Annotated in this window: 18 protein-coding genes and 4 pseudogenes; 13 read left to right on the top strand and 9 right to left on the bottom strand. The window is 64.9% G+C overall.

All coding sequences use genetic code 11. The features are described 5' to 3' along the window. Nucleotides 1-45: 45 nt before the first annotated feature. Nucleotides 46-2,058, top strand: coding sequence for a histidine kinase (locus IPP28_01125; GenBank protein MBL0039656.1), 2,013 nt, complete (start codon nucleotides 46-48; stop codon nucleotides 2,056-2,058). Nucleotides 2,059-2,061: 3 nt separating this feature from the next. On the opposite strand, the gene IPP28_01120 is transcribed toward IPP28_01125, so the two are convergent. Beyond that, nucleotides 2,062-3,669, bottom strand: coding sequence for a lamin tail domain-containing protein (locus tag IPP28_01120; GenBank protein MBL0039655.1), 1,608 nt, complete (start codon nucleotides 3,667-3,669; stop codon nucleotides 2,062-2,064). A gap of 2 nt (nucleotides 3,670-3,671) precedes the next feature. Beyond that, nucleotides 3,672-3,857 (bottom strand): hypothetical protein, encoded by a 186-nt coding sequence (locus tag IPP28_01115; protein ID MBL0039654.1) that lies wholly within the window; start codon nucleotides 3,855-3,857, stop codon nucleotides 3,672-3,674. 1,070 nt (nucleotides 3,858-4,927) lie between these two features. Here IPP28_01115 and IPP28_01110 point away from each other — a divergent pair. Then, on the top strand, nucleotides 4,928-6,403 hold the full coding sequence (locus IPP28_01110; GenBank protein MBL0039653.1) for an anthranilate synthase component I: 1,476 nt from the start codon (nucleotides 4,928-4,930) through the stop codon (nucleotides 6,401-6,403). A 7-nt stretch (nucleotides 6,404-6,410) separates the two neighbouring features. Then, the gene (locus tag IPP28_01105; protein MBL0039652.1) at nucleotides 6,411-7,106 is read left to right on the top strand and encodes an alpha/beta fold hydrolase; all 696 of its coding nucleotides are present in this window, start codon (nucleotides 6,411-6,413) and stop codon (nucleotides 7,104-7,106) included. Here IPP28_01105 and IPP28_01100 read toward each other — a convergent pair whose 3' ends face one another. The 3 genes from IPP28_01100 to IPP28_01090 are packed head-to-tail and all read right to left on the bottom strand — an operon-like array spanning nucleotide 7,107 to nucleotide 9,498. Continuing rightward, nucleotides 7,107-7,751, bottom strand: coding sequence for a DUF2238 domain-containing protein (locus IPP28_01100; protein MBL0039651.1), 645 nt, complete (start codon nucleotides 7,749-7,751; stop codon nucleotides 7,107-7,109). Next, nucleotides 7,742-8,686 carry a hypothetical protein gene (locus IPP28_01095; protein MBL0039650.1) on the bottom strand — a complete coding sequence of 315 codons (945 nt, stop codon included), beginning with the start codon at nucleotides 8,684-8,686 and terminating at the stop codon, nucleotides 7,742-7,744. The genes IPP28_01100 and IPP28_01095 overlap by 10 nt, the downstream gene beginning before the upstream one ends. Nucleotides 8,687-8,712: 26 nt before the next feature. Further along, the gene (locus IPP28_01090; GenBank protein ID MBL0039649.1) at nucleotides 8,713-9,498 is read right to left on the bottom strand and encodes a hypothetical protein; all 786 of its coding nucleotides are present in this window, start codon (nucleotides 9,496-9,498) and stop codon (nucleotides 8,713-8,715) included. 371 nt (nucleotides 9,499-9,869) lie between these two features. Here IPP28_01090 and IPP28_01085 point away from each other — a divergent pair. Continuing rightward, a pseudogene (locus tag IPP28_01085) lies at nucleotides 9,870-11,079 on the top strand (integrase arm-type DNA-binding domain-containing protein). Nucleotides 11,080-11,087: 8 nt separating this feature from the next. On the opposite strand, the gene IPP28_01080 reads toward IPP28_01085, so the two are convergent. The 3 genes and pseudogenes from IPP28_01080 to IPP28_01070 form a co-directional block, all read right to left on the bottom strand. Beyond that, a complete protein-coding gene (locus tag IPP28_01080) occupies nucleotides 11,088-11,510 on the bottom strand; it encodes an ATP-binding protein (protein MBL0039648.1) in 423 nt (140 codons plus the stop codon). Between the two features lie 73 nt (nucleotides 11,511-11,583). Beyond that, nucleotides 11,584-11,865: pseudogene (locus IPP28_01075) on the bottom strand (ATP-binding protein). 65 nt (nucleotides 11,866-11,930) lie between these two features. Then, the gene (locus IPP28_01070) at nucleotides 11,931-12,818 is read right to left on the bottom strand and encodes a hypothetical protein (GenBank protein MBL0039647.1); all 888 of its coding nucleotides are present in this window, start codon (nucleotides 12,816-12,818) and stop codon (nucleotides 11,931-11,933) included. 343 nt (nucleotides 12,819-13,161) lie between these two features. On the opposite strand from IPP28_01070, the gene IPP28_01065 reads away from it, so the two are divergent. From IPP28_01065 to IPP28_01055, 3 genes and pseudogenes are all read left to right on the top strand, one after another. Then, a complete protein-coding gene (locus IPP28_01065) occupies nucleotides 13,162-14,655 on the top strand; it encodes a tyrosine-type recombinase/integrase (GenBank protein MBL0039646.1) in 1,494 nt (497 codons plus the stop codon). A gap of 98 nt (nucleotides 14,656-14,753) precedes the next feature. Continuing rightward, nucleotides 14,754-15,308: pseudogene (locus IPP28_01060) on the top strand (DEAD/DEAH box helicase). Continuing rightward, nucleotides 15,253-15,465 carry a hypothetical protein gene (locus tag IPP28_01055; protein MBL0039645.1) on the top strand — a complete coding sequence of 71 codons (213 nt, stop codon included), beginning with the start codon at nucleotides 15,253-15,255 and terminating at the stop codon, nucleotides 15,463-15,465. The pseudogene IPP28_01060 and the gene IPP28_01055 overlap by 56 nt, the downstream one beginning before the upstream one ends. On the opposite strand, the gene IPP28_01050 is transcribed toward IPP28_01055, so the two are convergent. Then, on the bottom strand, nucleotides 15,443-15,760 hold the full coding sequence (locus IPP28_01050; GenBank protein MBL0039644.1) for a hypothetical protein: 318 nt from the start codon (nucleotides 15,758-15,760) through the stop codon (nucleotides 15,443-15,445). The two genes, IPP28_01055 and IPP28_01050, sit on opposite strands and share 23 nt — an antisense overlap. A gap of 194 nt (nucleotides 15,761-15,954) precedes the next feature. On the opposite strand from IPP28_01050, the gene IPP28_01045 reads away from it, so the two are divergent. The 6 genes and pseudogenes from IPP28_01045 to IPP28_01020 all read left to right on the top strand — a co-directional run bounded on the left by IPP28_01045 (nucleotide 15,955) and on the right by IPP28_01020 (nucleotide 21,098). Next, a complete protein-coding gene (locus tag IPP28_01045) occupies nucleotides 15,955-17,424 on the top strand; it encodes a transposase (GenBank protein ID MBL0039643.1) in 1,470 nt (489 codons plus the stop codon). 15 nt (nucleotides 17,425-17,439) lie between these two features. Beyond that, a complete protein-coding gene (locus tag IPP28_01040; GenBank protein ID MBL0039642.1) occupies nucleotides 17,440-18,567 on the top strand; it encodes a ThiF family adenylyltransferase in 1,128 nt (375 codons plus the stop codon). A gap of 68 nt (nucleotides 18,568-18,635) precedes the next feature. Continuing rightward, on the top strand, nucleotides 18,636-18,827 hold the full coding sequence (locus tag IPP28_01035; GenBank protein ID MBL0039641.1) for a hypothetical protein: 192 nt from the start codon (nucleotides 18,636-18,638) through the stop codon (nucleotides 18,825-18,827). A gap of 8 nt (nucleotides 18,828-18,835) precedes the next feature. Further along, nucleotides 18,836-19,105, top strand: coding sequence for a MoaD/ThiS family protein (locus tag IPP28_01030; GenBank protein ID MBL0039640.1), 270 nt, complete (start codon nucleotides 18,836-18,838; stop codon nucleotides 19,103-19,105). Nucleotides 19,106-19,874: 769 nt separating this feature from the next. Beyond that, a pseudogene (locus IPP28_01025) lies at nucleotides 19,875-20,489 on the top strand (transposase). Between the two features lie 60 nt (nucleotides 20,490-20,549). Further along, on the top strand, nucleotides 20,550-21,098 hold the full coding sequence (locus tag IPP28_01020; protein ID MBL0039639.1) for a hypothetical protein: 549 nt from the start codon (nucleotides 20,550-20,552) through the stop codon (nucleotides 21,096-21,098). Nucleotides 21,099-21,149 lie beyond the last annotated feature (51 nt).

Genomic DNA, 21,149 nt, shown 5'->3' with positions numbered 1-21,149 from the left:
TGGGAGCGGGCTCCGTCCCGCGACGATCTTCCCTAAACTGCGCCGATGACCCTGCGTCTCAAATTGTTCCTGATCGCGCTGGTCACCCTGCTGTTGCCGTGGGCGGGATTCCAGTTCATCAAGCAGATGGAACTGCTGCTGCGCGAAGGCCAGGAGCGCGCGCAGTTGTCGTCGGCACGTGCGTTGGCCCAGGCCTTCGTCGCAACCGCCCCCGCTTTGCCGGCCACCGGACGCGTCGCGGTGCTGCCGGATGCGCCGCCGGTCCTGTTGCTGGACGGCAGCCCGGATGACTGGCAGGAAGCGGCATTGCAACCGTGGCCGAGCGTGGCGCCGCTCGGGCGCGTGCACCTCGCGGCGCGCGCGAGCACCTTGTTCGGACTGATCGAGGTCAAGGATCGCAGCCGCGTGCGCGCCGATCCCGATCCGCTGAATGTCGGCGCCTCCGATCACATCGAACTGCGTCTCGGCGCCGGTGACCGGCGCTACGTCTACGAACTCGGCAATGCCGCGCCCGGTCCGCTGCAGGTACGCGTCGACGCACCCGATGCCCCGGCGCTGCAGGGGGAATGGGTCGAGACCGGCGACGGTTATCGGGTCGAATTCTCGCTGTTCCTGCCGCGCGATGGTCTGGCGCTGGCGGCGCACGTCGTCGACGCCGGGGGGCAGGGCGGCGCGCGCACGTACCCGGTGTTCGGTGATCCCGGGCGCGGCGAAGACACCTTGCTGCTGTGGCTCAGCGATGCCGGCTTCACGCGCGCGCTGCAGCCGCTGGTGCCACCGGGTGCGCGCCTGCGCGTGCTCGCGGCCGACGCGCGCGTGCTCGGCAAGGCCGGCAAGCTCGACGTCGGCGACAGCGAATCGCGCACGCTCTGGCCGAATTCGTGGATCTACCGCGCCTTGCTGGCGCCGCCCCTGGTCGATGCCAGCGACTATGCCTGGGATCTCGACACCCTCGATGTCGACGAGGTCTGGCAGGCCCTGACGGGCATCGAGGCCAGTGTCTGGCGGCCATCGAACAACGAACGCACGGTGATCGTCGCGGCCGTCGTGCCGCTGCGCTGGGATGGCGCCGTGCGCGGCGCACTGGTGATGGAGCAGTCCAGCGACGCATTGCTGGTGATCGCGAACGACGCGGTCGCGAAACTGATGGCGACCAGCCTGATCGCGGTGCTGATCGCGAGCCTGGTGCTGTTCGGCTTCGCCGGCATCCTGTCGTTCCGCATCCGCCGCCTGCGCAATGCCACCGAGCGCGCGCTGCGTCCTGATGGCCGCCTCGATCCGAAGTTGCCGCACCTGCAATCAGTCGATGAAGTGGGCGATCTGTCGCGCAGCTTCGCGCGTCTGCTCGACGAAATCGGCGGCTACAACGACTACCTGCGTACGCTGGCCAGCAAGCTCTCGCACGAATTGAACACGCCGCTCGCGATCGTGCGTTCATCGCTCGACAACCTCGATCACGAACCGCTGCCGCCGGAAGCGCGGGTCTATGCCGATCGCGCCCGTGCCGGTGCCGATCGGCTCTGGGGCATCCTGCGCACGATGCATGAAGCCAGCCGCATGGAAAAGGCGATCAAGGCCGCGGAAGCCGAGGACTTCGATCTCACCCGCGTGGTGCGGGGTTGCGCCGAGGCGTATCGCGGCATCGCCGGCAATCGTCAGGTGCACATGATGGTGCCGGAGTCGCCGATCCGCTTCCACGGCGCACCGGACCTGATCGCGCAGGCGCTGGACAAGCTCTTCGACAACGCCAAGGGCTTCACGCCCGAAGGTGGCTGGATCCGCATCAAGCTCGCGTTGGACGTCGATGGCGTCGAGATCAGCGTCGCGAACTCCGGCCCGCCTTTGCCAGCAAAGATGCAGGAACGATTGTTCGATTCGCTGGTGTCGATGCGCGATACCGGTTCACTGCGCGCAGCCGGCGAAGTGCCGCATCTCGGTCTCGGCCTCTACATCGTGCGCTTGATTGCCGAAGCGCACGACGGCAGCGCACTCGCCTACAACCTGCCGGCCGAGGCCGGCGTCGAGTTCCGGCTGCACCTCAAGGGCATGCCGCGCTGAGCATCAGGGGGCATTCGCCGCGCCGGGCGTGATCGTTGTCGTCAGTGCCCAGTCGCTCGAGGCATTGTTGATATCGGTGCCATTCGGCAATCGCGCCAGCGAGTTCAGGTTGTCGTTGGTGTCTGCGCCCGAAAACGCGGTGCCTTCGACCAGGTTGTAGGTGCCCGGAAATCCGGTGAACGTCACGGCGGTCAAGCTGCCCTCATAGGAGAGCGCATCGATCAAGGTCTGCGCTGAGGTATCGATCAGGGCGATGCCATCAGGTCCGTTCTGGACGAAGTCCCCGGTCGTGTCGATCGTCAACACGCCGCCTGGAACCGTCACCGTCCCGTTGCGGATCACCAGGAACTGGCCGGATGCCAGCGATGAGCCGGCGACGGACAGGTTGAAGCGCGTGCCGTACTCGATATTGCCGTTGCCGTTGACCAAGGCTACGGCCAGATTGGTCAGCGACACGGCATTGCCGGTGCCGTTGTAGATTTCGATGAAGCTCGCTGCGTCCGTTCCGGCCTGGTCGTAATCCACTTCGTTGATCACCAGATGGCTGGCAGGCAAGGGCGGGTCGTTGGATGTGCCCGGCGTCAGCAACGCGGTGAGGCTGAAGTCGGTATCGGCATTGTTGTTGTCGTTGCCGTTCGGCAGGCGCGACAAACTCTCCACCGCCGAACCGTCATCGAGCGCGGCGAGTGTCGTGCCTTCGACCAGGCTGACCGGAGCGACGAAGCCTTCGATCGATGCTGCGGTGACGCTGCCCTCGTACGAGAGTGCGTCGATGACGGTGAGCGCCTCGCTGTCGATGATCGCGACCGCATCCGGCGCACCATTGTGGACGATGGAATCGGTGCCGATGTCGATGTAGGGCACGCCGACCGGCACATTCAACCCGGTACTGCCCAGTATCAGATAGGTATTCGGCGCCAGACTCGTTGCCGCATCCGCGAGATTGAAGCGTGCATATTCGGTGCTGTCGGTGCCGTTCACGAGCACCACGGCCAGGCCGGCCAGCGGCACCGTATCGGGCGAGCGATTGTGGATCTCGATGTATTCGGTCGAGTCCAGGCCGATCTGGTCGTAATCGATTTCGTTGATGACGAGTTTGCCGATCGGTGATTGCACGACGCTGCCGAAGGCCGCCGGACCGCCAGCGACGCTAGCCGACACCATCGCGTTTTCGGTCACGTCGAGATCGGTGTAGGTGAAGCTCTGCGAAAAACTGTCGGTGGCGATCGCGAGCGTGGCCGGCAAGCTGCCCGCGGCGATCGGCGACACGCCGAGATCCACCGTGGTGCCGCCAAGCGGCGCGGGCAAGTCGAGACGCGCGATCAGGTTGCGGCTGCCACCCGGGGCGATGCTCGCGGGGTTCGGACGGATCGAGACGACATTGCGGGGCTCGGCATCATCGACCACACGCACCGAGCCGTAGGCGACATTGCCGAGTTGGGCACGCAGCAGGACCGGCGTCGAGTCGCCGGAGAGCGCGTTCATCGTCACCACCGCGTCGGTCTCGCCCGCGAGCACGGTCGTGCCGCCCCCGGCCACGGTCAGACGCGTCGGCGCCAGCGAGACGATCGGCACGAAGATGTCGGCTGCGGCCGGTTCGACCAGACGCACGATCAGCGGTCCGGCGATACCCGTCGTGATCGTGCGCTGCGCGCATAAACAAGATCGGGCGACAGGGTCGCGACGCCGACTTCGAACTGGTTCGAGGACACGGGATCGACCCCTTGCGCCGGCAGCGGCGGCGCGAGGGTCGAGAGCGCAATGGCACAGACGAAAGCGCGCGGGTCGTTGAAACGCATGGGGTACTCCGGAGTTGCGGGCGCGAGTGTAGTCGCCTCAGCGCACCAAGGCGCTCGCGAGTTCCAGCCACCAGCCCTCGGTGGCGGCGATCCACAACAGCACCAGCAGGAAGGCGATCACCTGCCATTGCACGCTTGCACCTTGCTCGTCGACGATCAGCCCGCGGGTCCCAGGGTGCTTCGCCCTTGTTCAAGGTCTGCGCGCCGGCGATGAAGATCGCGAACGGCGTGAGGAACAACAGGCCGAAGGCGAGGCCGCGCGCATACAGATGGAAGCTGCGGCCGAAGGCGCGGGCGAGGCCGGGCGCGTCGTTGCGCTCATCCCGGATGCGAAGGCCGAGCAGGTACTTCCCGGGCGTGGTGCCGAACAGGCCGACCAGCAACGACTCGGCCACGAACCAGACGGCGCATGCCATGAACAACAGCATCCAGAGTTCCGGCAAGGTCTGCGACTCCGGTCCTTTTGCGCCTTCGGTGGCCGCCCACCAGGCACCGGCGCCGAACAGGCCGAGCGACATGACATCGATGTAACGGGCTGCCAGCCGCTTTGCCACCCAGGCCAGGCGACGGGTCGAGGTCTGGGCATTCTGCGTCAGCAGGGCGTCGGATACCGCCTTCTTCGCATCGGCCTGGCGCAACAATGCTTCCAGCTGCGCCCGGTCCTTGGCGGCGACCTTCGGTTTCGGGCCGGTGAGCGGCGGCGGCTTCGCGGCCCGCTCGGGACCCGTCGGCTTGGGGGCCTTGGGCTGCACCGTCGGCTTCATGACTTCGCGCGGCGGCACGCTGCTTGGCGGTGCATGGCTGATGCTCGCGACATGCCGGGCCAGCGGCTGCCATTCGCCGAAATCGACGTGCCAGACCTGCGCGTTCGCCGCGAACAGGCGCGGCGGCGGCCCGCAGCAAGTCCTGGAACGCATACGGTCCCGAGATGTCGCCCTCAGGTTCGGCCACGTACCAAGCGTCGCTCATGCACATTCCGTCAGCATGGCGGGATTCTGTCACGTCGCCGCGACCCTTGGCGCGGCTATTGCCGCACCGCAATAATCGAGCGCTCCCGAGGACCCGCCCGAATGCTCACGCACGACGAATTCAGCGCGCTCGCCGCGCAAGGCTACAACCGCATTCCGATCGTGCGTGAGGTGTTTTCCGACCTCGACACGCCGCTGTCGGTCTACCTCAAACTGGCCGACGGGCCGCACACCTATCTGTTCGAGTCGGTCGAGGGCGGCGAGAACTGGGGGCGCTATTCGATCATCGGCCTGCCGGCGCAGACCACGTACACGCTGCGTGGCCATCGTCTGTCGATCGCGCAGTACGACGAAGTGATCGAGGAGCGCGATCTCGCCGATCCGCTGGCCGCGCTCGATGCGATCCGCGAATCGTTCAAGGTGCCGAAGCTGCCGGACCTGCCCGCCTTCACCGGGGGTCTGGTCGGTTACTGGGGCTTCGACACCATTCGTTATGTCGAGGCGAAACTCGCGCGCGACGACAAGCCCGACCCGATCGGTGCGCCCGACGTGTTGCTGATGCTGAGCGAGGAAGTCGCGGTCTTCGACAACCTCAAGGGTCGCCTGTACCTGATCGTGCACGCTGATCCGAGCGAGCCGCGGGCGTATGCGCGTGCGCAGCGGCGGCTCGATGAGCTCGCGTTCCGGCTGCGCCGCTCCGGCCCGAGTTATCCCGAAGTGCTGGATCCGGCCAGCCTGACCGAAGCCGATTTCATCTCCGGCTTCACCCGCGAAGGCTTCATCGCCGCGGTCGAGCAGAGCAAGGAATTCATCCGCGCCGGCGACATTTTCCAGGTGGTGTTGTCGCAGCGACTGACGGTGCCGTTCCGCGCACGCCCGGTCGATGTCTATCGTGCGCTGCGGGCGCTGAATCCGTCGCCGTACATGTATTTCCTCGATCTCGGCGAACGCCAGATCGTCGGCTCCTCGCCGGAAATTCTGGTGCGCATGCAGAACGGGCAGGTGACGGTGCGTCCGATCGCCGGTACGCGTCCGCGTGGGCCGACGCCGTCGCAGGATCAGGCGCTGGAAGCCGAGTTGCTGGCCGATCCGAAGGAGCGCGCCGAACACCTGATGCTGATCGACCTCGGCCGCAACGATGTCGGTCGTGTCGCCGAAGCCGGCAGCGTGCGCGTGCCCGAGCGCTTCATTATCGAACGCTATTCGCACGTCATGCACATCGTCTCGGAAGTGCAGGGCGCGCTGCGTCCCGACTTCAAGTTTGCCGACGTACTCAAGGCGACGTTCCCGGCCGGCACGGTCAGCGGTGCGCCGAAAATCCGCGCACTCGAAATCATCCAGGACCTGGAACCGATCAAGCGCGGCATCTATTCCGGTGCGGTCGGCTACGTCGGTTGGTGGGGCGACGCCGACACCGCCATCGCCATCCGCACCGCCGTCATCCAGAACGGCCAGCTGCACGTGCAAGCCGGCGCCGGCATCGTCTACGACTCCGACCCCGAAAAGGAATGGGACGAAACCATGAACAAGGGGCGGGCGCTGTTCAGAGCGGTGGCGCAGGCGGCGAGTGGGTTGTAGCACCGCTATGACCGCCACGCTGGTGCTGTTGCCCGGAATGGACGGCACCGGTGCGTTGTTCGACGGCTTTGTCGCTTCGATGCCTGCTGGCATTGACGTTGCGGTGATCCGATATCCGGGCCATGAGTCGGCCGACTATCCGACGCTGGAGGACCTAGTTCGGGACCAACTGCCGAAGCGGCCGTTTGTGCTTCTGGCAGAGTCGTTTTCGGGGCCGATCGGCTTGTCGATCGCTGCTGATCCGCCAGCGATGCTGCGTGGCCTCATTCTCTGCTGCACGTTCGCGAAGTCGCCAGTCCCATTCGGTCGTTGGATGCGGCACATTGTGCGTTGGGCCCCGGCGCACAAACTGCCACAGCGCCTTCTCGACCTCTTTCTGCTCGGGCGTTACGCGAGTGCCGACTTGCGCGCGAAGTTCGCCGAAGTGATGGCATCGGTTTCCCCGCAGGTGATGAAGCAGCGGGTGCTGCAGGCGCTGCAGGTGGACGTCTCCGATAGGCTCTGTGCCATCAGCGTTCCGACGATGTATCTGCGAGCAAGCGAAGATCGACTGATCCGGCAGAGCGCGGCGAACCATCTTGCGAGCGAAATTCCGTCGATGCGAACCGTGCAGTTCGATGCGCCGCATTTCCTGCTGCAAACGCGATCACCCGAGGCAGCGATTGTGGTCGCTGAATTCGTCCGGTCTTGCAGCGGAGAATGATCAGCGCAATCGCCGTTCCACGCACATTCGATAGATCGCCAGACCGAGGATCGCCCCCAGCATCGCCATCAGCGAGTCCTTCTGCGCATCCCAGATATCGCCTTGAGTGCCGAGGTAGGCCTGGCCGAGGTCGCCGCCGAAGGTTTCGGCGGCTTGCCACTCGATCATTTCGTAGAGTTCCGAGTTCGACATGATGAACATGATCGGCACGAGCTGGCGCCAGATGCCGCGCAGCGGGCCGCGGGCGTCGATGAGTTCGGCGACGGCGGGCACGATCAGCAGGCCGTAGCTGAAGTGCACGACGCGGTCGAAGGGGTTGCGTTGCAGGCCGAGTGACTGCATCGCGTCCCAGCCGGTCAACGCCTTCAGTCCCGCGTTCCAGGGCACTTCCGAATAGGTGTAATACGCGCCGACGGTATGCAGGCAGAAGAACACGAACAGTGCCGTGAGCGCGTAGTGGGAGAAGCCGATGCGGCGGTGGCTCCAGACCAGCAGCGGCAGCGCGATCACGACCAGCACGTTTTCGAGCAGCCAGTCCTCGCGGTAGTGCGGGGCGATCGCGAGGGCGCTCCAGAAAGCGAAGAACAGGCCCAGCAGGATCAGGGGATAGCGCTCGCGCTCTCGCTGCTGCGCGCTCAAGGCGATGGTTCCGATGGCGGCAGCGGCGTCGCGCACAGGGTCGGCATGCGCCAGTCGCGACGATCGCGCAGTTCCAGCATGGCGTAACGCGCGCCGAGTTCGGCGTCGGTACCCTCGGGCACTTGCCAAAGCCCCGGATCACTTTCGACCTCGGGGCAAAGTTCGTGCAGTCGGCGGCGCATCGGCGGCGCCAGCAAGGCGTCGTAGGCGTTCGGGTACAGCGCCTCGTCCCACCAGGGATTGACGTAGTCGGCGAAGTCGAACGCGCGCTGGATCTGCCAGCCGTGATCGGTGCGCGCGAGGATCGCCGGCTTGCCGGGCACGATGCCGTCCTCGAACAGCGAGCGGTAGAAGCGATGGCCTTCGTAGTTCGCGACCAGGTCGGCATTCGAATAGACGCCGGTCGTCACCGAGCCGAAGATCGCGCGCTCGGTGAACGCCGATTGCCGGGCCGCGGCCGCTTCGTCATGGCTGTGCTGGAAACGCCGCCAGAACTTGCGGCCTTGCGACAGGAAGTGGCCGATCTTGTCGGAACCGACCAGCACGCCGGCCACGCGGAAGCTCGGGCCGATGCCGAACACGCGTCCGACGCGCGCCGCCAGCAATGACAGATCGGCATAGATCGACGCCCGTCGCGGCGTCGGCAGCTTCTCGACCTCCGGCGACCGCATCGCCCAGCGTTCGAGCTTGTCGACCCAGTGGCGACCGCCGATGCGGTGATAGACCGCATCGACCATGCGCGACTCGGTCACCGGCCCGTGCCAGCGCGCGACGATATCGCCCAGCGCGCGATTGACCTCGCGGTTCAGCACGACCCGCGCGTCCGCCGTCGGCACCGCGCGATTCTGATAGGCGTCGGTCTCGTAGGCCCCCACGGGCAGGGCGGCGAGGGCAGCGACGAGCAGCGGCCCATACCGCCATCGCCGGAGCCACGCGCGCATGGATGATCGGGCCGCGGGGTGCGCGATTACTCGCCGAAACGCCAGGTGAGATTGAGCAGGGTGCTGGTGCGCGCGCCCTTGCCCACTTCCAGCGCGATGTCCACGGTGTCGGCGAGCGAACAATTGGCGCCGAAGACCATGCCGGCGTTGTCCTTGTTCTCGAGCTCCACTGCGAACGGCACGTTGCCGACGAAGGGCAGGGCGATCGATCCGGCGTGGTCTTCCTGCACGTCCACGATCAGGCTGCCGACCCAGAACGCCCACGGACCCTGGGTCAAGCCGAAGCGCGGCTGCCACGACTTCGAGGTGACATTGCTGTCGAAATCGCCGGAAAGCGAAGTTTCCGCATAAGTGCCGGTCAGCGACGTGAACCAGTGATCGCCGCCGTAGGCCAGCGTGAAGCCTGCGCCGTAGACTTCGCCGCTGTAGCGGATCACCAGTTCGTTGAACAAGCCGGGCGGCGCATTCGGAACGCTCACCGAACTCAGGTTCACCGGCGTGCGGGCGTGGACCTTGCCAAGCACGCCGAACACGTTCAGGAACGGAAAGACCCAGGCATCGGCCTTGAGGTCGACATGGTTGATCGAATTGCTCACGCCGATCGTGTTGGGATCGCCAACCGTGGCGCCGGGAAGCTCGAAGGCGAGCGACTTGATCGCGTAGTCCTGCTTGAGCGTGAGCAGATCGACGCCGACGCCGTAGGGTTTCGGCAGATCCCGGTCCCCGGCCCAGGACTTGCCGAACGGCAGCAGGCTCTCTGCCTGCGTCGCACCCGAAACCACCAACAGCAGCACCGCAGCGATCCGCTTCATTTTCACTCTCCCCAGTGGTGCCGCGAGTATAGGCCGGAGCGACGGCCGGAACGCAATCGCTGCCTGCCCGAAACCCGCCCTTGAGCCACGCAACCGGCTCGGGTTTACTGCCGCATCGTGCTCCGGCATCGGCCGTGAACCGGGTAAGCTGTCCGGCCGTTCCGGGGCAGTCGCGCGACCCTTCTGGATACCTGATTCATGCTGCTGATGATCGATAAGAATGTTTGCAGTCTACGAACATCTCTCGTCAGCTACCGCGTCAAATGAACTTGTTGACCCAGCTTTGCAGCGCGTCTCCGTCCGTACACTGATAGCGCTGAGGAGCGCCGATCAAAGTGGTACTCCCAGTGGTACTTGACACGGGAGTGGTGATGGCTCGCTCAGTTCGCCTTACAGATCTCGCAGTGAAGTCGGCCAAGCCAGCCGCAAAGGCTTACCGGCTTTCTGATGCTGCAGGGCTTTGCCTGGTTGTTCAACCCGGTGGCTCGAAGCTCTGGCGGTATCGTTATCGATTGGGTGCGAAGCAAGCTGAGTACGCGATCGGCGTGTACCCGGAAATCAGTTTGGCGCGGGCTCGTGAGTTATTGGCTGATGCGCGGCGTCTAGTAAGCCAAGGCATTCATCCGCGACACGATCGGCAGAAGCAGCGAATGGTTGCCGCAAACCAGGCCGCTGACACGTTCAAAGCTGTCGGTGACGACTGGTACAACACCAAGGTCGGGAAGTGGTCCGAGACCTATGCGAAGCAGGTGAAGACCATCCTCGCGAGCGATGTCTATCCCGAGATCGGCGATCTACCCATTCGGCAGGTCACAGCAGCACACGTCTACGCGATTTTGAGGCGCGTGAATTCGCGACTCACTCGTCTCAACAGAAATGGTGCACCAACGGTCGCGCTGCTGATCAAGCAGTTCTGTTCAGCGATCTTCCGGCACGCCATTGCATCGCTCAAAGCCGACATGGATCCCGCAGCAGCGCTGCGAGGTGTGGTCACTCGCCCGCGGGTGAAACATAAGCACGCTCTGGACGCCAAAGAGATCGCCGAATTTCGTGTTCGTGTCGCGAAGGCGGGGTGTTCGCGCGAACTTCAGATTGCCCTGCAGTTGCTGCTGCTCACTTTCGTCAGGCCAGGTGAGCTGCGCAGGGCCGCGTGGTCCGAGTTCGACTTGGAGCGCTGCCGCTGGGACGTCAATCCCGCGCACGTCAAGGGAAGGCGCCACCACATTGTTCCGCTGTCGAAGCAAGCACTCAAATTGCTTCGCGAGTTAAGGGGTCTCACGGGGGAAAATGCGCTGTTGCTGCCCGTCTCCGCGGATCGCAAACGTCCGATTTCAGCAACGACCTTCAATCGCGTTGAACGCATGGGCTATTCGGGGCAATTCTCCGCCCATGGGTTTCCGGGCAACCGCATCGACGTTGCTCAACGAGGCCGAAATTCCCAGTGAGCAGATCGAGCTTCAGCTATCGCACGTGAGTAAGGACAAGGTGCGAATGGCGTACAACCACGCCAAGCACCTTGGTGCGAGGACGCTGTTGATGCAGCGCTGGGCTGATTTCGTCACCAGCGGTAAGCCCCTGTAGAAGGCGCGTCAATCCGTCCGCCGTAAAACAAGCCCGTTTCCCCGGCGGCCACCCCAAACTCCCCCAGTCGTGGCCGGGTCAAAATCCCCCAGCTGAGTGCGCGCAACGCGAGCGGCGGCTTCCTTGAGTCGCCAGCTCTTGCCTTCGAACCGAAGCAAGTGAGCGTGGTGCATGAGTCGGTCGAGCAGCGGCGTGACGAGCACGACGTCGCCGAGCAGCTTGGCCCAGTCCTCGACGGGCCGATTCGAGGTGATCAATGTGGCGTGTTTTTCGTAGCGGCTCATCAGCACGTCGGCGAGTTCGTCGCCGGCGTTGTCGGGCAAACGCCGCAGGAACAGGTCGTCGATGACGAGCAGGTCGGCGTTCTGCAGCAAGGTTCGCTGCTTGCGACGCTCGCCGAGTTGGCGCGCTTCGTGGATGTCTTCGAACAACTGGGTGCTTCTGCGGTAGAGAACGGTGTAGCCAAGTCCTGCGGCGAGTTGGGCGATGGCCTTGGCGCAATGGTTTGCCGGAGCCCGGGTGGCCTGAGCAGCATCGCCTTCGGCGTGCTTCGATGAACTTGAGGGCGGCGAGTTCGAGGATGGCGCGTTTCGGCAGGCGCGGGTTGTACGTCCAGTCCAAGTCCTTGAGGTCCTTGCGCTCGGGCAACCCGGAACGCAGGAAGCGGCGTTCGAGCAGCCGTGAGTGGCGGCGGTCGAGTTCGTCCTGCACCAGGCAGGCGAAGGCCTCGATGAAGTCCATTTCATGCTTGACACGGCCAGTGCCCGCCTGCAGCGGTGCGATCATGCCGGGAGGCGCAGTGCGCGCAGGCTGCGTTCGAGTTCGGGGATCGAGGCATGCTCGGGAAGGCCTCAGTGAGTCGTGGTGGAAGCGGCGTAGTTCATGAAGAACTGCTGGTACTCGTCGATGTTTCGGATGGCTGTGCCGGATTGCGCCAGCGGTGCGCGCCCTGCGCGCAGCGGCGCTGCGTTCGAGGATGCGCTTGAGCGCCTGATAGGACGGCAGCGGCAGCGCCAGCACGGCCGTGCTCGCGACTTCGATGTCGGCGCAGGTGTAGTGGCGGGCGAGCTGAGACAACCCGTAGATCGCGCGCTGCCCGGGCCGGCCAAGGCGGGCGAAGATCTCTCTCGCGAGGCGTTCACTGATCGGCCCGATGCGCGCCACGCGCGTTGGACGCGCGCGGTCTCGCGCGAGGGATTGAACAGGCGATCTTCATCGGGCAACACGAACTGGCCCTTGCGCGTGGCCTTGGCGTGACGGCGCAACACTTGTCCGTGATCGTCGAGGATCTCGACCTCGGTCGCGTAGATGCGCACGGTTACGCGCGTGTGCACCGCAGCCGGCAGCGCCGAGTAGTACGAGCCATGCACTTGCACCAGCCCGCTGTCGTCGACCGTGCGCACTTCCTGCTGGAAGAAGCGGAAGCCTTCAAGCGGTAACGGCTTCAGGTGCGGCTGTTCCTCGGCAAACATCGCCAGCACCTGACGTTTCTTGCGGCCGTGGATGCGCGGCGCCGCCCAGCGTTCTTCCCAGTGCACGAGGTGCGCGTTCTGCGCGTCGATCGACTCGAAGCGACGGCCCTTCAGCGCCGTCGACTGCGTGTGCTGGATCGCGTTCTCGACCGTGCCCTTGCGATCCGGATCGCGCACGCGCGCCGGGTCCGCGATCGCGCCGTAGTGCGCGAGCAGCGCCGCGTACACCGGGTTCAGCTCCGGCGCGTACAGGTCCGGCCGGATCACGCCCTGCTTCAGGTTTTATGTGGAGTCATCAGTTATGTGGAGTGGCGGCGCGGAGTACACGACGCCACCTGGGCTACGCGCAGACTGGGCTCCATCTCGCTTCACATAACGTCGGAGTTCCTATCGTTGTCTCCCGTGCGATTCCGCACGTAGTTGGAGAGACGACCATGACCGCTGTTGGCTCGAGTTTCCGTTCGCCACTGCTCGCGCAGTATCTGGACTACCTCCGTGACGAGCGATCCCTTTCACCTGCGACGATCGCCATCCGTCGTCATGCTGTTCAGGCGTTTCTTGGATCGATCGGCCGGTTGGCGACGCCGTCGCGCCTGCGGCACCTGGTGCCGTGCGCATCCATGACTATGTCATTCAGCGCGCACCTAAGCTCGGCCGTGCCAGTCGCAAGCACCTGACCTCCTCGCTGCGGAGCTTCCTCCGCTTCGCGCACATCCGTGGCTACCTGTCTCGAGACGTGGTCGACGCGGTCCCGGTGCTCCCGACTCCGCGACTTGCCCGATTGCCTCGGGGGCTGACGTGGGACGAGGTGCAGCGCCTTCTCAAGGCGCCGGACCGGCGCAAGGCGGCAGGCCGACGCGACTACGCCATGATCTTGCTGATGGCCACCTATGGCGTCCGGGTAGGTCAAGTCACGACCTTGAGACGATGCAATATCCACTGGCAAGCACAGACGATTGCGTTTGAACCAAGCAAGGGCGGGAAGCCACTTCTGTTCCCGTTGGAGAAGCCGGTCGCTGACGCATTGCTGGCCTATATGCGCCGCGACCGAGGGCCGGCGCCATTCGATGAGGTCTTCCTGACGATCCGCGGTATCCCGCGGCCACTTGCTGAACAATCACCTCGGGTCGGTGTTGAAGCCCTACTACCGCCGAGCCGGCATCAGCGCCTGGGTCCGGCGACACATTCGATTCGCCATGCCTTGCGGTTGTTCTTCGACTTCGTCTGCAAGCACCACAAGCACGCCGCCACACGGCTGGCGCTGGAGGACCTCACCGCCAAATCGGTCCTGGCGTTTCTCGCTGACATCGAGGCACGCCGTGGCAACAGTAAGGTCACGCGCAACCTGCGGCTCGCGGCGATCAAGGCGTTTGTGAACTACCTGATTGGCCGAGATCCGATGTGCGCCGGTGAGTACCAGCGCATCGCGGCGATCCCGGTTAAACGGGCGCCGCGTCGGGTCATGGGTTACCTGGAAGTCGTCGAGGTCCAAGCCGTCCTCGGCGCCATCGATCGTCACTCGACTTCCGGAGAGCGTGATTACGTGCTGCTGAGCTTGCTCTACAACACTGGGGCCCGCGTCCAGGAAATCTGCGATCTGCGGATCAACTCACTGCGGCTGGACACGCCGGCGGTCGTGACGATCATCGGCAAGGGTCAGAAGACCCGTCACGTGCCGCTTTGGAAGGAAACGGCTCAGCTGGTACGCAACTATCTGAGCCGGGAGACATCGACTACTCCGGATCGGGCACTGTTCTTGAATGCCCGTTGCAAGCCGCTTGGGCGCTTCGGGATACGACACATCCTGCGGACTCATGTGCGCGAAGCGTCCAAGTCTTGCCGAAGCCTCGACGGCCGTCAGATCGGACCGCACACCATGCGCCACACCACCGCCATGCATCTTCTCCAGGCTGGCGTCGACCTGAGCATCATTCGGAGCTGGCTCGGCCACGTGAGCCTGGCCACCACTCATGGCTACGTGGAGATCGACCTCGCGATGAAGCGCAAGGCGTTGGCAGCTTGCCGCCCTCAGGGACACGTTCGAGATCTTCAGCCGTTCCTGGATCGGAACCGGGATGTGATCAGATGGCTCGAGTCGATATAGGCCCCCGAAGAATTCATCGTTATGTGGAGTGCCTCATTCGTCGGGACCTCGTCAATCTCGCGCGCGATGCCGCCACTCCACATAACTGATGACTCCACATTCGCCACATCGTCGACGGTCGCGGTCGGCTGTTGGTTGTGCAGAAAACAGGCTGGGGCAAGAGTTTCGTCTATTTCATCGCGACGAAGCTGTTGCGTGACGGCGGCAACGGGCCAGCACTGCTGATATCGCCGCTTCTGGCGCTGATGCGCAACCAGATCGCTGCTGCGGAGCGTATGGGTGTCCGTGCAGAGACGATCAACTCTGACAACGTCAATGAATGGAGCGAGGTCGAGTCCAAGCTTGCCCGAGGGGAAGTCGACATCCTGTTGATCTCACCCGAGCGCTTGGCAAGCGAGCGATTCCGCACACAGGTCCTGGCTGGGATCGCCGCGCGCATTTCGATGCTGGTCATCGACGAAGCGCATTGCATATCGGACTGGGGCCATGACTTCCGGCCTCATTACCGACTGTTGGAAAGGATTGTCAGAACGCTGCCACCGAACCTTCGGTTGCTGGCAACCACGGCAACAGCGAACAACCGCGTGATGGAGGACCTTGCTGGGGTGCTCGGTCCGAATCTCGAGGTCTTCCGGGGCGACCTCAACCGCAGCCGAGCAGGCGAAGCTGCAGCTGACGCGCGCGCCGCTGCCGCTGCCGACGCTGCAGCTGAATCCCGAGGTGCGTTCGATCGACAGCTTCCGCTTCGAGGACATCGTCGTCGCGGGCTACCAGTCGCACCCGTCGATCAAGGCGCCGATCGCGGTGTGAGGTGCGGCGAGCAGCGGCGATGGCCGGCGCCGATCCAGGCCGAGACGAGTACCGCGACGACCGCCGCGATCCAGTCGACCGCGCCGCTGCGCAGCCAGATCAGTTCCCAGGTCATCGCCGTGCCCATCGTGTCCAGCGTCTCGAGCGGCCCATAGCCGAACTGCGCGGCGACGCGCACGCCGGTGATCAGCGCCTGGGCGTAGGCGATGCCCGTCAGCGCCGCCAGTCCATTCAGGGCGACGCGCATCGCCGGCGACAGCCCGGGCTCGCCACCGGAGGGCGGGGTCTCGGACAACAGCAACAGGTAGGCGATTTCCTACGCTGCGCCGCGCCGATGTCTTCCCCGTGCGCGGGAGAAACGCCGATGTGCGGCGATGAGGCCGCGCGGAACACTGTGCAGCCGTCGATGCACAGGAGCGTTCCGTGCTGTGCCTCACCGCACCGGAGGGACGCGCAACGACGCGCGCCGCTGGCGCCGCAGCGACCGCGCTGGCGGCCGCGCCGACCTACGCGCGCCATGTTCCCGAGCGTACGCTGCTGTACGCGCTGGTGCAGGCGCACTACCCGGACTTCATTGCACGTCTTGCGGCGGAAGATCGCTCGCTGCCCGAGTACGTGCGCGAGGAGTTCGACGAATACCTGCGCTGCGGCGTGCTCGAACACGGCTTCCTGCGCGTGGTGTGCGAGCAGTGCCATGCCGAGCGGCTGCTGGCGTTTTCCTGCAAGAAACGCGGCTTCTGCCCGAGCTGCGGCGCGCGGCGCATGGCCGAGAGTGCGCGGCGCCTGGCGGAGGAGGTGTTCGGCCCGCGCCCGGTGCGGCAGTGGGTGCTGAGCTTTCCACACCCCTTGCGCTTCCTGTTCGCCAGCAAGCCTGAAGTGATCGGCCCGGTGCTGGGGATCGTGCATCGCGTGATCGCGGGCTGGCTGGCGGATCAAGCGGGCGTTGAGCGCGACAGCGCGCAGTGCGGCGCGGTGACGCTGATCCAGCGCTTCGGCAGCGCGCTTAACCTTAACGTGCACTTCCACATGCTGTGGCTTGACGGCGTGTACGAGGAGAAAGTGGAGCAACCGCAGCGCAAACCACGCCTGCATCGCGCTCGCGCCCCGACCTCCGCGCAGTTGACGCACCTGGCTGACAGGATCGCGAATCGCGTGTGCCGGCATCTGGCGCGCAAAGGCTGGCTCGAAGGCGAGGACGAATCGGCCTTCCTCTCGGAACGTGCTGGCAGCGACGACGCCATGGACGCATTGCGCATGAGTTCCATCACCTACCGCATCGCGACTGGCAAGCACGCCGGGCGCAAGGTGGCGACACTGCAAGTGCTGCCCGACGACGCCGGCGCGCTGGAACGCGCAGCCGGCAAGGTCGGCGGCTTCTCGCTGCACGCCGGCGTCGCCGCGCAGGCGCACGAGAGCCAGAAGCTCGAACGCCTGTGCCGCTACATCACGCGCCCGGCGATCAGCGACAAGCGCCTGTCGATCTCGCCGCAGGGCCGGGTTCGCTACCAACTCAAGACGCCGTGGAAGAACGGCACGACGCACATCGAGTTTGAGCCCATCGAGTTCATCGCCAAACTCGCAGCGCTGGTGCCGCCGCCACGCGCGCATCTCACCCGCTTCCACGGCGTCTTTGCGCCCAACGCGACCTTGCGCGCGCAGTTGACGCCATCGGGGCGCGGCAAGCGGCCTGCCATCGATGCGGAATCGACCGAGGCGAGCACCGACCAATGCACTCCCGACGAACGCCGCCGCGCGATGAGCTGGGCACAACGCCTCAAGCGCGTGTTCGGTATCGACGTGACCACCTGCATCTACTGCGGCGGCGCAGTGCGGATCGTCGCCAGCATCGAAGAACCCGCCGCCATCCGCGCCATCCTCGACCACTTCGAGAGACACGGCGCGCTGGAGCAGGCGCACTACCGCCCCCGGCCGCGAGGGCCGCCGGCCGCGGCTGCGTAATCGGCAGCTGGCCTGATGCGGCGACCAACCGCAGGGCTGCGCTCGGCTCGCTGTCGGGAATCGGTGCGAAACGGCCGTGGATCGCGAGGCAGCGGGCCAGCGTCACGCCGAAATCCGCGTTGCGAACGTCCGGCCCGTGCCCGATCCGGTGCTTGCGCGACCGCCGCCTACTCGACAGACTGGCCGAAAAGAGCGTTTGAACTTCCTATACCCGGCACTCGGCTCGCCGAACTTTTTTGCCGAGCGGGCGTTGGTCGACTGACACTGGTCGACCGGGACCTCGTCGAGTGGTCGAACCTGCAGCGACAGGCTTTGTTCACCGAACGCGACGCCGCGGAGGCGCGCCCCAAAGTGGAGGCGGCCGCGGCCGCCTTGAGCGCGATCAACAGCCAAGTCACGACGGTGCCCCTCTTCGCAGAGTTTGACGACGCGTTCATCTGGGCAAGCCGGAAATGGCTGTCGGAGGTAGATGTCATCGTGGACGGCGTCGACAATTTCGAAGCCCGCTTTCTGATGAACGAGCTGTCGATACGCGACAGGATCCCATATGTGTACGGCGGCGCCGTGGGCATGGAAGGATGTTGCATGCCCGTGCTGGGGGGGGAGCGCCCATGCCTCGAATGCGCTATGGGTGGCGCGGGGGTTCCGGCGTTGCAGGCTACCTGTTCGCTTCGCGGCGTCCTCGCGAGCACCGTGACCCAAGTGGCGGCTCTGCAGTTCGCTGAAGCAACCAAGATTTTGATCGGAGCGAGGGATGCCTGCATGCCGGGCATGCACTTCTTCAACGCTTGGGACAATCTGCATCTACAAATTTCCGTGGCCCGCCGATCGAGTTGCAGTGTCTGCGGTGAGCGCCGGTTTCCTCATCTGGAGGGCAAGCGGCGAACCGGCAGCCGGACGCTATGTGGTCGTACGGCGATTCAGCTGCACCGTCGCGAAGTAAACGACGCATTCATCGACGAGCAAGCAGCGCGTGCAGGAGGGCAGATTCGCCGGAGATCGCCAGCTCACCTCGAGGTGGCGTACACGGTCGATGCGCGAGATTTTGTGCTAACGTTTTTCCGGGACGGTCGAGTGGTCGTCGACGGAACCAGCGACGAGCGCGAGGCGAAGCGCATCCTCGCTGAAGTCGTAGGATATTGAGCAGCCAAACCGCCCCCGGTGGTGGCCGCAGCCGCCGCCGATGGGCGAACATACTGAGGTGAAACCCGATGCAAATCTACAAGAGCGCTTATTTCGTACCAGCACTGTCGCTGGCACTGTCTGCGGCCATGTTCCGCTTTGACGGCCAGGGCATGAGTTGGATGTGGAGCGATCAGCCGTTCGTTGCGGCGCTGCTTGCAGGCGCCTCGGTGGCGTTCTGGTGGCTGCTGTTCGCGTCGCGCGAGAAGCGGCAAGGGTAGAGTCAAGAATGGCGACGCTGACTCTTCCTCAAGGCATGCGCGCGGTCACTGGCGGCGCATCAATCAGACTGCCGGCCGGAAAGCCGCTTGCCGACGCGCTGCGGTCGCTCGGAGAAACCCACCCCGTTCTGGATCCGCTCTTGATGCCGGGCGGCGGGCTTGCCGCTGGGCTGTACCTGTTCATCAACCGCGTGCCGATGGCGTGGTCGGTGGCGGCATCGCGGCCGCTGGCCGAAACAGATGATGTCGTTGTCGTGCAGCCCTTGAGCGGTGGCTGAGCGGGATGGACCCGCGCCCGGATCGCGCCACAGCGCCTAGATTCCTCTTGATGCCCTACGTCACACGTCCATGGTTGCGAGCGGATACGGTTGCGGTGGCGTGTGGGCGGCGGCGTGGATGAGTCGCGGCAACATCGCTGCGATTTCAAAACGACGATTGAAACCATAGCCAAGCTACTTCCGGACGAGTTCTTCGATGGTTTCGTTTCATTGGACAATCACGCTGCAACTGCGCGAACCGCGAAGTACGTTCGTCGCTATGTTGAAAGGTCGCTGTGGACCTGCTTAGCCCGGCACCGATCGCAAGCGCGCGACCATCCTCATCCCAGAACTCGACCATCGGAGCGACCGCACTGCCGGTCAGCTGCGCCGACTCGAAAACTTTCCGGGCAGACTCGAGATCGGAGACAACGCCTTCGTGGGTCTCAGCGATGGTTGTCCAACAGTATCGAATTGTCGCCATCGCCTTCTTCCTGCGCTGATCAGTCACGCCACGAGTTTATCGGCTCGCTGGGCAGGCGCGCCTCACACTGATGCAATCACGGGACGGCGTGCCAAGAGATCACTCATTCCAACGTTGCGTCCAAAGCCACTCGATTTTCGAAGCCTTGCACACCGTCAAATCGTCCCACTCCGATGCGCTGACGCTGATGACATGGCATTGGTCTTTCAACGCATGCCGCAGTTGCGCGAACGAAAATTCCACTCGAGAGGTCGCGACGAGACTTTGACTACCATCTTCCTGGCGAATCACGATGTTGATCTTGTCGGCAAGGTCGGCGGCTTCTCGCTGCACGCCGGCGTCGCCGCGCAGGCGCACGAGAGCCAGAAGCTCGAACGCCTGTGCCGCTACATCACGCGCCCGGCGATCAGCGACAAGCGCCTGTCGATCTCGCCGCAGGGCCGGGTTCGCTACCAGCTCAAGACGCCGTGGAAGAACGGCACGACGCACATCGAGTTTGAGCCCATCGAGTTCATCGCCAAGCTGGCGGCACTGGTCCCGCCACCTCGCGCGCATCTCACCCGCTTCCACGGCGTCTTTGCGCCCAACGCGACCTTGCGCGCGCAGTTGACGCCATCGGGGCGCGGCAAGCGGCCTGCCATCGATGCGGAATCGACCGAGGCGAGCACCGACCAATGCACTCCCGACGAACGCCGCCGCGCGATGAGCTGGGCACAACGCCTCAAGCGCGTGTTCGGTATCGACGTGACCACCTGCATCTACTGCGGCGGCGCAGTGCGGATCGTCGCCAGCATCGAAGAACCCGCCGCCATCCGCGCCATCCTCGACCACTTCGAGAGACACGGCGCGCTGGAGCAGGCGCACTACCGCCCCGGCCGCGAGGGCCGCCGGCCGCGGCTGCGTAATCGGCAGCTGGCCTGATGCGGCGACCAACCGCAGGGCTGCGCTCGGCTCGCTGTCGGGAATCGGTGCGAAACGGCCGTGGATCGCGAGGCAGCGGGCCAGCGTCACGCCGAAATCCGCGTTGCGAACGTCCGGCCCGTGCCCGATCCGGTGCTTGCGCGACCGCCGCCTACTCGACAGACTGGCCGAAAAGAGCGTTTGAACTTCCTATACCCGCTCACGGTTCTACCCGGCGTCGAACTCACGATCACCGCGTCGATCGATCCGGTGGCGCCCCCGCCCGGCTACGACGCATGCGGGACGCAAAGCACCCTGCCGGCGATCCCCGGCCGCACCGTGCGCTGGTGCTACTCGATCCGCAACGTGAGCTCGATTCCGCGTACGCGGCACACCCTGGTCACGACCCAGAGCGGATCGGTGCTCAACGATTTTCAGTACACGCTCGCGCCCGATGCCGCGGCCTTCATCACTGCCACCCAGGTGATGGGTGCCACGGCAATCGACGAAGCCGCCACCTGGACTGCATTCCGTCCCGGGCCTGTACACCTGTCGACGGCGACCGCAACGGCTCGCGTCCTCGCGGTCGCCGATGTCATTTTCATCACGGGCTTCGACCCGGGCACCTGAGCGCTGACTCACGACAAAGGCCACCCGGTATCGCTTGCCCACCACGCCAGG

The organism is Lysobacterales bacterium, assembly GCA_016721845.1.
Classification (GTDB): Bacteria; Pseudomonadota; Gammaproteobacteria; order Xanthomonadales; family Ahniellaceae; genus JADKHK01.
Note: the sequence above shows the minus strand (reverse complement) of the source record. Positions and strands in the feature narration are given on the sequence as shown.

Excerpts from the sequence above, each read along its gene's own strand:
- IPP28_01125 (MBL0039656.1), top strand. The coding sequence starts at position 46 with ATGACCCTGCGTCTCAAATTGTTCCTGATCGCGCTGGTCACCCTGCTG.
- IPP28_01115 (MBL0039654.1), bottom strand. The coding sequence starts at position 3,857 with ATGCGTTTCAACGACCCGCGCGCTTTCGTCTGTGCCATTGCGCTCTCG.
- IPP28_01110 (MBL0039653.1), top strand. The coding sequence starts at position 4,928 with ATGCTCACGCACGACGAATTCAGCGCGCTCGCCGCGCAAGGCTACAAC.
- IPP28_01105 (MBL0039652.1), top strand. The coding sequence starts at position 6,411 with ATGACCGCCACGCTGGTGCTGTTGCCCGGAATGGACGGCACCGGTGCG.
- IPP28_01095 (MBL0039650.1), bottom strand. The coding sequence starts at position 8,686 with ATGCGCGCGTGGCTCCGGCGATGGCGGTATGGGCCGCTGCTCGTCGCT.
- IPP28_01090 (MBL0039649.1), bottom strand. The coding sequence starts at position 9,498 with ATGAAGCGGATCGCTGCGGTGCTGCTGTTGGTGGTTTCGGGTGCGACG.
- IPP28_01040 (MBL0039642.1), top strand. The coding sequence starts at position 17,440 with ATGCGGCGACCAACCGCAGGGCTGCGCTCGGCTCGCTGTCGGGAATCG.
- IPP28_01035 (MBL0039641.1), top strand. The coding sequence starts at position 18,636 with ATGCAAATCTACAAGAGCGCTTATTTCGTACCAGCACTGTCGCTGGCA.
- IPP28_01030 (MBL0039640.1), top strand. The coding sequence starts at position 18,836 with ATGGCGACGCTGACTCTTCCTCAAGGCATGCGCGCGGTCACTGGCGGC.